This is a genomic window from Trichlorobacter sp., assembly GCF_030247655.1.
GTDB lineage: Bacteria > Desulfobacterota > Desulfuromonadia > Geobacterales > Pseudopelobacteraceae > Trichlorobacter.
Genome location: NZ_JAOTRZ010000128.1, coordinates 1 through 7,960 on the forward strand (window position 1 = coordinate 1; position 7,960 = coordinate 7,960).

General features: G+C 49.0%; 7 protein-coding genes. All 7 read left to right on the forward strand.

Annotated features, from left to right (window positions below; translation table 11 throughout):
- On the forward strand, window positions 1-510 hold a 510-nt coding region (locus tag OEL57_RS11120; protein WP_300740605.1), incomplete at its 5' end, for a sensor histidine kinase.
- Window positions 507-1,883, forward strand: coding sequence for a sigma-54-dependent transcriptional regulator (locus tag OEL57_RS11125; RefSeq protein WP_300740606.1), 1,377 nt, complete (start codon window positions 507-509; stop codon window positions 1,881-1,883). The genes OEL57_RS11120 and OEL57_RS11125, both read left to right, overlap by 4 nt.
- Window positions 1,884-1,948: 65 nt before the next feature.
- Window positions 1,949-3,136, forward strand: coding sequence for a tetratricopeptide repeat protein (locus OEL57_RS11130; protein WP_300740607.1), 1,188 nt, complete (start codon window positions 1,949-1,951; stop codon window positions 3,134-3,136).
- Between the two features lie 57 nt (window positions 3,137-3,193).
- Window positions 3,194-4,642 carry a tetratricopeptide repeat protein gene (locus tag OEL57_RS11135; protein ID WP_300740608.1) on the forward strand — a complete coding sequence of 483 codons (1,449 nt, stop codon included), beginning with the start codon at window positions 3,194-3,196 and terminating at the stop codon, window positions 4,640-4,642.
- A gap of 73 nt (window positions 4,643-4,715) precedes the next feature.
- Complete coding sequence (locus OEL57_RS11140) at window positions 4,716-5,612, forward strand: dTDP-4-dehydrorhamnose reductase family protein (RefSeq protein WP_300740611.1); 897 nt, start codon at window positions 4,716-4,718, stop codon at window positions 5,610-5,612.
- Complete coding sequence (locus OEL57_RS11145; protein ID WP_300740609.1) at window positions 5,605-6,675, forward strand: polysaccharide biosynthesis protein; 1,071 nt, start codon at window positions 5,605-5,607, stop codon at window positions 6,673-6,675. The genes OEL57_RS11140 and OEL57_RS11145 overlap by 8 nt, the downstream gene beginning before the upstream one ends.
- Window positions 6,672-7,757: a non-hydrolyzing UDP-N-acetylglucosamine 2-epimerase gene (wecB, locus tag OEL57_RS11150; RefSeq protein ID WP_300740610.1), complete on the forward strand. Its 1,086-nt coding sequence runs from the start codon at window positions 6,672-6,674 to the stop codon at window positions 7,755-7,757. The genes OEL57_RS11145 and wecB overlap by 4 nt, the downstream gene beginning before the upstream one ends.
- Window positions 7,758-7,960: the final 203 nt, after the last annotated feature.

A 7,960-nucleotide genomic window follows, 5' to 3' on the forward strand; every position in this document is an offset into this window, starting at 1 on the left:
GATTATATGGTGGTTAACTTCATGAATTACGGTCGGCCTCTGAAGCTGCGTAAGTGTGAGATAACGTACGAACAGCTGCTGGAACGGACCCTTTCGGTATTATATGAACGTTTGACTGAACAGAAGGTGACTGTTGAGGAGAAGATTGCTGCTGATTTGCCGGCATTGTCGCTTGATCCTGAGCTGATGCGCAACTGTATCACCAATTTTATCACCAATGCGGCTCAGGCCATGCCCCACGGCGGCATTATTGTGCTTGCAGCAGAGCTTGATGATGAGCCTGGCTGGGTGCGGCTCAGTTTCAAAGATCAGGGCTGCGGTATCGTTGCAGAAGATCTGGAAAAGGTGTTCCAACCCTATTTTACCACCAAGGATGTGGGGATCGGTCTGGGGTTGGCCATTACGGAACGGATTGTTAAAGCACATGGTGGTGAGATACTGGTGGCCAGCAGTCCCGGTGAAGGAACCACGTTTACCGTACGGTTGCCGATGGAGGACGCAAAGGGATGAACGGAAGCATTCTGATTGTCGATGATGAAAAAGGCCAGCGCGAAATTCTGACCATGATTCTGCAGGGGGTTGGCTATGATACTGCCGAAGCTTCAGGTGTACAGGAGGCCCTGGCTTTGCTGGGAAAGCGTGAGTTTGACCTGATTCTGACCGACCTGAAGATGCAGGGACAGACTGGATTGGATCTGCTGGAGCAGGTCATGGCTGATGACCCACAACAGTGCGTGATCATGATGACCGCTCACGGTACGGTTGATTCTGCAGTGGGCGCCATGAAGCGTGGTGCCTTTGATTACCTTGAAAAACCGCTGGAGCGGGAAAATCTGCTGCTGACCCTGAAGCGGGCCTTTGAACGGATTACCCTGGTGCGTGAAAACCGGGTGCTGCAAAAACGGGTGGCAGAGATTGAGCGGATCCCTTCCATTATTGGCGAACATCCTAAAATGAAAGAGGTCTATCGGGTTGTTTCCAAGATTGCCGCCACGTCATCAACGGTCTTGGTCTATGGAGAATCCGGAACCGGTAAAGAGCTAGTGGCTAGGGCGGTACATGATCGCTCGCCACGCAAAGATAATCCGTTTATGGCAATCAACTGTGCAGCCATCCCGGAAACCCTGATCGAAAGCGAGCTGTTTGGCCATGAAAAGGGTAGTTTTACCGGAGCCAATGCCCGTGAAATCGGTATTTTGGAGGCTGCCAATGGCGGCACTGTTTTTCTGGACGAAATTGGTGAGATGAACGTCTCCATGCAGGCCAAGCTATTACGGGCCATCCAGGAAAAAGAGATTCGCCGGGTAGGGGGTAAAATTAATCTGCCGCTGGATGTGCGGATTATCTTGGCCACCAACCGCGACCTGGAACAGGAGATAAAAAAAGGTGCCTTTCGCGAAGACCTCTACTACCGCCTGAATGTGATTCGGATTAATCTGCCACCGTTGCGGGAGCGGGGCAGCGATATCGCCACTTTGGCAAACTTCTTTGTCATAAAATACCGCGAGGCATCGGGGATAGCCGTTGAAGGGATCTCCAAGGCGGCACTTAAACTTCTGATGAACTATATCTGGCCGGGCAATGTGCGCCAGCTGGAATCAGTCATTGAGCGAGCGGTGCTGATGGCAGAGGGCAGTATTATCCAGCCGGAGGATCTGCCTGCCGAGATCAGCAGCCTGGCCGAAGGGGCTATGGTTCCCTTTGAGCTGCCGCCGGAGGGGATAAACTTTGAAGAAATGGAGAAGGCCCTGATTATAAAAGCGATGGAACGGGCTGATTGGGTGATTGGCAAGGCCGCACCGATTCTGGGGCTTTCCTATAAGACACTGCAGTATAGAATTGACAAGCATGGGATTGAGAAGCCGGAAAAACGTGGTAAGTAGGGCTCAAACTATCCGTCTATTCTGCCGAAAAGTATAGTGCACCCTATTGGAAGGAGGGTATAGCCATGAGTTCATTCTTTGACCAATCCTCAGATGCCATATTTTCAGGAGCACTGGCTGCACAAAGTCAGAGGGCCAACCTTGCCCAATATGCTATCCAGCAGGCTGCCAGATTTATGCAAGATAGTAACTATGATGCCGCAGCTAAAGAGTTTAAAAAGGCGTTGGCGTTTGATGCTCAAAATGATACTGCCCATACGTATCTGGGCAAAATATATCTGTCTCAGAATAAAACCAAAGACGCCATCAAGGAGTTTAAAGAGACCGTAAGGCTGCAGCCTCTTTCGGTTACTGCCCTGGTCAATCTTGGCAATGCCCAGATTCAGGATAAAAACTATACTGATGCGGAAAAAAGTCTTAAAAATGCCGCTCGGATGGATCCTCTCAACCCGCTTCCTGATTACACGTTGGGCCATCTATACATTCAAACGGATCGTCTGAATGAGGCAGAGGCCCAATTCAAAAAAGTACAGAGGGTTTCCCCGAGGGATGCCAACGTTTTTTACAGCCTTGGTATGGCTTATAACAAGCAGGGTAAGTATGGTGAGGCCGCCACTAATCTTGAGAAGGCATTATCATTGAAATCTGGTTTTGCTGCAGCCAACTATGAACTCGGTGTTGCGTACCATAATCTGGGGGAAAAGGATAAAGCGCAGGCACAGTTAAGTATACTAAATAATAAAGACAAAAGCTTGGCTTCAGATCTGGAGATGGCAATTGGCAAACCAGGTCTGCTTTATATGAACAGCAACTCAAGTGACAGCTTTTCCAGTATTTTTGGGCCGGGTACACCGCTCTGGATGTTGGCTCCGACAGAGCTGGCACAGCCCGATACCAGTAAAACCTTTTCAGTTACAATCGGTTTTGACACTGATATGGATATCGCTTCTGTTATGAATCCGCAAAACTGGACTATAGGCAGGGCAAATAGCGCTGTTGGAGGCTACTACAACAATACGCTTCCCACTGATTATGCCAAAGAGGTAAAACTTCCGAAAAATCCGCTGACTGTTTCCTATAACTCTGTTACCAGAGAGGCGACAGTAAATTTTACCTTAAGCCAAAATGCTGAAGGTAATGCCACCATAGACCCCAGACACCTTGTGTTTGGTTTTAACGGCGTAGACGCAGCAGGCCGTAAGATGGACCCAGAAGCTGATCAGATTGATGGATATGCGCTTAAAGGTTTTTGATGTAATTATTTTCATTGCGTCAGCACCCAATAAAAATGACTCAAGGAGTAGTGTCTGATGAATAATGCCTATCTTCCAGGCCAGCTTTCCCATGATGGCTTAAGCAGTTATGATCAACTGGTTGTTGAGATGGCGGGTATGCAGCCTGAGCAAATGATTGTGCGCGTCAGGCAGTTTCTGATGACCTATCCTTCGTTTGGGCTTGCACATAATGACCTTGGCGTTTTGTATCATCGACAAGGGAATCCAACTCTTGCACTCGCCCACTATGAGAAGGCAGTCAGGCTGCAACCTGAAAACCTTATCGTAAGGAAAAATCTGGCTGATTTTTATGCCGTTGAGTTGGGCTGGCTTGAAGATGCGGTAGAGATCTATCTTGATGTGCTGAAACGGAATCCGCGTGATACTGAAGCTCTCTGCGCATTGGGCAAAATAGGGCAGCTTATGGATGCCGGCGGTACCTTGCCGGAACCTCAGCATCAGGATCAACTGCCATCTTCTGGCCCAGAAACAATATTGTCTCAAGCTCCTGCAATGGTGGTAAAGCCTCAACCGGTAACTCCCCAATTGAGTGTGGCAGAACGATACCAAAATGCAGTTGCCATGGCAGCGGCTGGACAGAAAAAAACCGCTATTATGGAGTTACAGGGAGTGCTTGCAGACTACCCTGATTTTGCCCCTGCACATAATGATATAGGTGTTCTGCTGCAAGAGGACGGTAATAATCAACAGGCATTGCTGCATCATCGCAAGGCAGCTGAGCTGCAGCCTGAAAACCCGGTATTTGCTAAAAATATGGCTGATTTTCTGCTCGTATGTATGCAGGACTATGAGGGGGCACTGATCATTTATAATCAGCTGCTTGCAAAAACACCACGTGATAAAGAGTTGCTGCAGGCTCTGGCACATGTCTGCCTTTCTTTAGATAATCACGAAGACGCGTGTTATTTCATCGAGCGGGCGCTTGCCGTTGAACCGTGGAACCGTGACTTGAGGGATATGCTTCAGAAATTGAAGGAGGCGCCCCGGATGGTTTCTGTAGCAGCAACCAAAGGGGATGACGAGCTCTATCAAGAAGCGTTAGCTCTGGTTAAGGCAGACCGCTTGTCTGAAGCCCAAAAAATGCTGGAAATTCTCATCCTTCAGGCGCCTGCAAAGGCGCTTGCCCATAACGATCTTGGAGTGGTCTGCAGTAAATTGGGTGACCACGCGGCAGCGGAGCTGCATTATCGCAAGGCAATAGAACTTGAGCCGGCTACGGCAAATTTCAGGAAGAATCTGGCTGACCTCTGTTTTGTCGAGTTGGGCAAGACTGACGAAGCGATCAATATCTATCTGGATCTGCATAAAAAGTTTCCTCGTGATGTAGAGGTGCTGCTTGGACTTGGGCATATAACCAGAGCTGTTGGTCATGAGCAGGAGGCGAAACAGTTTTATCGGCGAGCCCTTGAGATTGAACCCTGGAATCGAGAAGCGCGGGAGGCTCTGCAGAAGTCATCAGAATAACGTAGTAATGGCGTTCGTATTAATGGGTTCAGTTGACCTCAGCGGGTGAATGGCACAGTGTAAGCGAGGAATGATGAATGTTTTAGTGCTTGGCGCATCAGGAATGCTTGGTCACACCCTTTTTGCGCATCTTGTAAGTACAAACAGATATTCTGTGTGTGGGACCGTTAGAAAGGTAGACTCTCTTTCGCCTTTTATGCCTGAAGAGTTATGTCAGCATCTGGTCAGTGGTGTTGATGTAGATAACTTTGATTCAATAATCAAGGTGGTCGGCGAATTCAAGCCGGACTGTATTATCAACTGCGTTGGCATTATTAAACAACAGGCTGCTGCAACTGAGTATATTCCCGCCCTGATGATTAACTCCATTTTACCACACCGGCTTGCTGCACTTTGCAAGGCTATCGGTGCCCGCTTGGTCCAGATCAGTACTGACTGTGTTTTTGACGGAAAAACAGGGATGTACAGTGAAGATAATACTTCAAATGCTGCAGATTTGTATGGCCGGACTAAATATCTTGGCGAAGTAACCCAATCCCACTGTCTTACCTTGCGCACCTCAATCATCGGCCATGAGCTGTCATCCCGTTATGGGCTTGTTGAGTGGTTCCTGTCTCAGGCAGGAACGGTAAACGGATTTACCAGAGCCATATTTTCTGGTTTTCCAACCATTGAATTGGCCGCCATCATTGCGGACAAAGTTTTGCCTGACACTGAGCTTTCCGGCCTGTACCAGGTCTCTAGCGATCCTGTCAGCAAGTATGATCTGCTTGGTTTGATTGCTCGTCAATATGGCATAACAACACCAATTCATGCTTGCGAGAGCTTTGCTGCAGATCGCTCACTGGATTCTACCCGTTTCAAGGAGGCAACCGGTTATACTTCACCGGGATGGCCACAGCTTGTTGAACGGATGTATGCTGATTTCATGAGTTCCTGGCATTACCGAGAGAGGCATCAGCATGTCTAACAGGTTTTTTGAAGGTAAAACAGTTGTTATTACGGGCGGAACCGGCTCGCTCGGCAAGGTTCTTACGCGGAGGCTGCTTTCCGGTTCAGAAGGTACGCCGAAAAAAGTTATAATTTTCTCTCGTGACGAGGCGAAACAGCACTTCATGCGGGTTGAATACCAACAGAAAACCAAGGTGACCGACGAGGTCATTTATAACAATTTTGCACAGCGGCTTGAGTTCAGAATTGGCGATGTGCGCTCATATCCCTCGGTTTCAGCAGCTATTAAAACTGCGGATATTGTTATCAATGCCGCTGCACTCAAACAGGTGCCGTCCTGCGAATACTTTCCCCATGAAGCAGTACAAACCAACATATTGGGTGCGGAGAATATTGTCCGAGCCATACGGGAACTTAATCTGCCGGTTCATACGGTGGTCGGTGTGTCGACCGACAAAGCCTGCAAACCTGTTAATGTGATGGGGATGACCAAGGCCCTTCAGGAGCGGGTTTTAATAGCTGGTAATATCACTGCTGCGACAACACGCTTTATTTGCGTTCGCTACGGCAATGTTCTTGCTTCACGAGGGTCGGTGATACCTCTTTTTCACGAGCAGATTAAAAACGGCGGGCCGGTTACTATTACTACTGAAGAGATGACCCGTTTTCTGCTGCCACTGGAACGGGCTGTAGACACCATAATTGCGGCCCTTGAGCAGGCAAGACCAGGCGAAACCTTTGTGCCTCGTGTCCCAGCAGCTCGTATTATTGACGTGGCCCGGGCGCTGATCGGCCGGTTGCCGGTGGAAATTGCCATTACCGGGATCCGCCCCGGTGAAAAGGTACATGAAATCATGGTGTCTGATGAAGAAGCGTGGCGAACCTATTCTCGTGGCGATTATTATGCTATTCGGCCGATGCTTCCTGAGTTGATCACCGGTGTGGAAACTGAAAATCCGTTGATGGTTGAATACAGCTCAGCCAGCAATCTGCTGACTCTTCAAGAGGCCTGTCAGCTGCTTACAACGCACAATCTGCTGCTCAGTAACGAACTGCATGAAGACGGAGAACTGCTGCGATGAAGATCATGACCATCCTGGGCACGCGGCCTGAGATCATCCGGTTGAGTTGTATTATCCCTCTGCTGGATGAACTGTCTGAGCATGTCCTGGTGCATACCGGCCAGAACTTTGACCGGAACTTGAGTGGTCTGTTTTTTGAAGAACTGGGGTTACGCCAACTCGACCATATGCTGGGATGCTGCGGTGCGACACCAATGGCGCAAGTTGGGCAGATCCTGGAAAAGTGTGAACAGCTTTTGATGGCGGAACGTCCCGACCGGCTGCTGATTCTGGGAGATACCAACAGTGCGCTGGCTGCAATTCCAGCAAAACGTATGGGTATCCCTGTTTATCACATGGAGGCTGGTAACCGCTGTTACGATGACCGGGTTCCAGAAGAGGTTAATCGCAGGCTTATTGATCACTCAAGCGATGTCCTGCTGCCCTATACTGAACGCAGCCGTCAGAACTTGTTGCAGGAGGGGATTGCCGCAGAACGAATTTATGTCACTGGCAACCCGATTAATGAAGTAATCAAGCAGTATGAGCCCCAGATAAGCTGTTCACGGATTCTCGCAGAGCTTGGTATTGCAAATGGGAACTTCTTCCTGATCACCTTACATCGGGCAGAAAATGTCGACAATCGAGAGCGGCTGGAGAGCTTTAATGCTGCATTTGATCAGCTTCAAAAAGAATACGGATTGCCCTGCATCATCAGTACTCATCCACGTACCAAAGCCAAGATGGAGCAATTCGGGCTTTTAACTGCTAATCCGCAGTTGCGATTCCTGCCTCCATTCGGTTTGTTTGATTTTATCACCTTGGAGCGTAATGCACTGTGCGTACTGAGCGACAGCGGTACGGTTCAAGAGGAGTGCGCCATCTTCGGGGTACCCAACGTTACGTTACGGGATGTGACAGAGCGGCCTGAAACTCAGGAGTGTGGCAGTAATATGCTGAGCGGTGCAGGTGGTGGATCAATACTCTCTTGTGTCCGTTCTGTATTGAGGATGAAATCTGGCTGGAAGGCGCCGGTTGAATACCTGGCTGAAAATGTGAGTGAGACAGTTTGCAGAATAGTGCTTGGCCATCGAGCAGTGTAAATTGCCTGATGATGCTTCCATTATTTATAACATCCGCAGAATTCTTATACGCAAGCTGCCACTCCAAGCGCGATTAGCGCCACAGTGCGAATGGTTGCATCAGTCTAGAACGTTTGAGGTTTAGCAAGCCGCTTAACAAAGTGTCCGCAAGTGACGGTCAGGATCAGAGTCGAGCATGTGTATGTTTAAAGACGATTTAATAG